This is a genomic window from Polynucleobacter sp. 39-46-10, assembly GCF_002282275.1.
This window is the reverse complement of the sequence record NZ_NCJB01000523.1, coordinates 1-1,193: the sequence shown is the minus strand read 5'-3', so window position 1 is coordinate 1,193 and position 1,193 is coordinate 1. Positions and strand designations below refer to the sequence as shown.

Below are 1,193 nucleotides of genomic sequence, written 5' to 3'. Positions count from 1 at the left end.
TGATCGCAAAGTGATCAGAAATTTTTGAATTGTCAAAAATACGTTTGTTTGGTTTGATCCAGCCATATCCAGCTTTTGCCTTTGGATCTTTAGGATCGCCCTGCAAAATTTGTTTAGCAAATGGACGATATTCTGATGAGTTCTCAGCCAGGTTCTCCATGGTCTGCTTCACGGTGTCCAAATAATCTTCGGGCAAAGCTTTGGCATCTGTACGCGGATAAGTAAGCACCTTATGGCGCTCGTAAAGTGCTTGGGCCAGACCCAAGGTATTTTTAGCGGAGAAGCCAAAGCGTGCATTGGCCTCACGTTGCAAACTAGTTAAATCAAACAATTGGGGCGCTAGCTGAGTTGCTGGCTTGGCCTCTTCTTTGACGCTCGCTTTTTTATCGCGACAGGCAGCCACAATGCTTTGTGCGGCAGCTTCACTCCAGAGGCGATTCTCGCGCGCATCTGGAGCAGCAACATCCTTTTTAAACTTCGGATCAAACCAGCGGCCTTCATATACGCCAGCTGCAGCAATAAACTCGGCCTTAACTTCCCAATAGTCTTTAGAGACAAATTTACGAATTAGTTCTTCGCGCTCTACAACAATTGATAAGGTTGGCGTTTGTACTCGACCAACTGTCGTTAAAAAGAATCCACCACTCTTACTATTAAATGCAGTCATTGCGCGAGTGCCGTTAATGCCAACCATCCAATCTGCTTCAGAGCGGCAACGTGCTGCATCTGCTAGAGGCTGCATGTCGGCATCACTACGCAGCGAAGCAAAGCCATCACGAATCGCTGCCGGGGTCATAGATTGCAGCCAAAGACGCTTAATGGCCTGTGGCGCTTTCGCATGCTGTGCAATCAAGCGGAAAATTAATTCACCTTCACGCCCCGCGTCACATGCATTTATAAGCTGATTGATATCTTTGCGCTTAATCAGCTTTTGCAATACCTTGAGGCGCGATTCAGTTTTGGCAATCGGGCGTAAATCAAAATAGGGCGGCACAACGGGTAGGTTTGCAAACGACCATTTGCCACGTTTGACATCAAATTCTTCCGGGGCAGCAATTTCTAATAAGTGGCCCACCGCAGAAGAGATGACAAAGTCATCGCTCTCGAAATAGTCCTCATATTTAGTGAAGCCTCCTAAAGCCTTGGCAATGTCATTCGCAACAGAAGGTTTCTCCGCAATGATGAGCGCCTTA

General features: G+C 47.0%; 1 protein-coding gene. It reads right to left on the bottom strand.

Features of this window, described 5'->3' with window-relative positions:
* Nucleotides 1-1,193, bottom strand: a 1,193-nt coding sequence (locus B7X71_RS17385; protein ID WP_293601664.1) for a DNA topoisomerase, incomplete at both ends; no start/stop codon positions are given.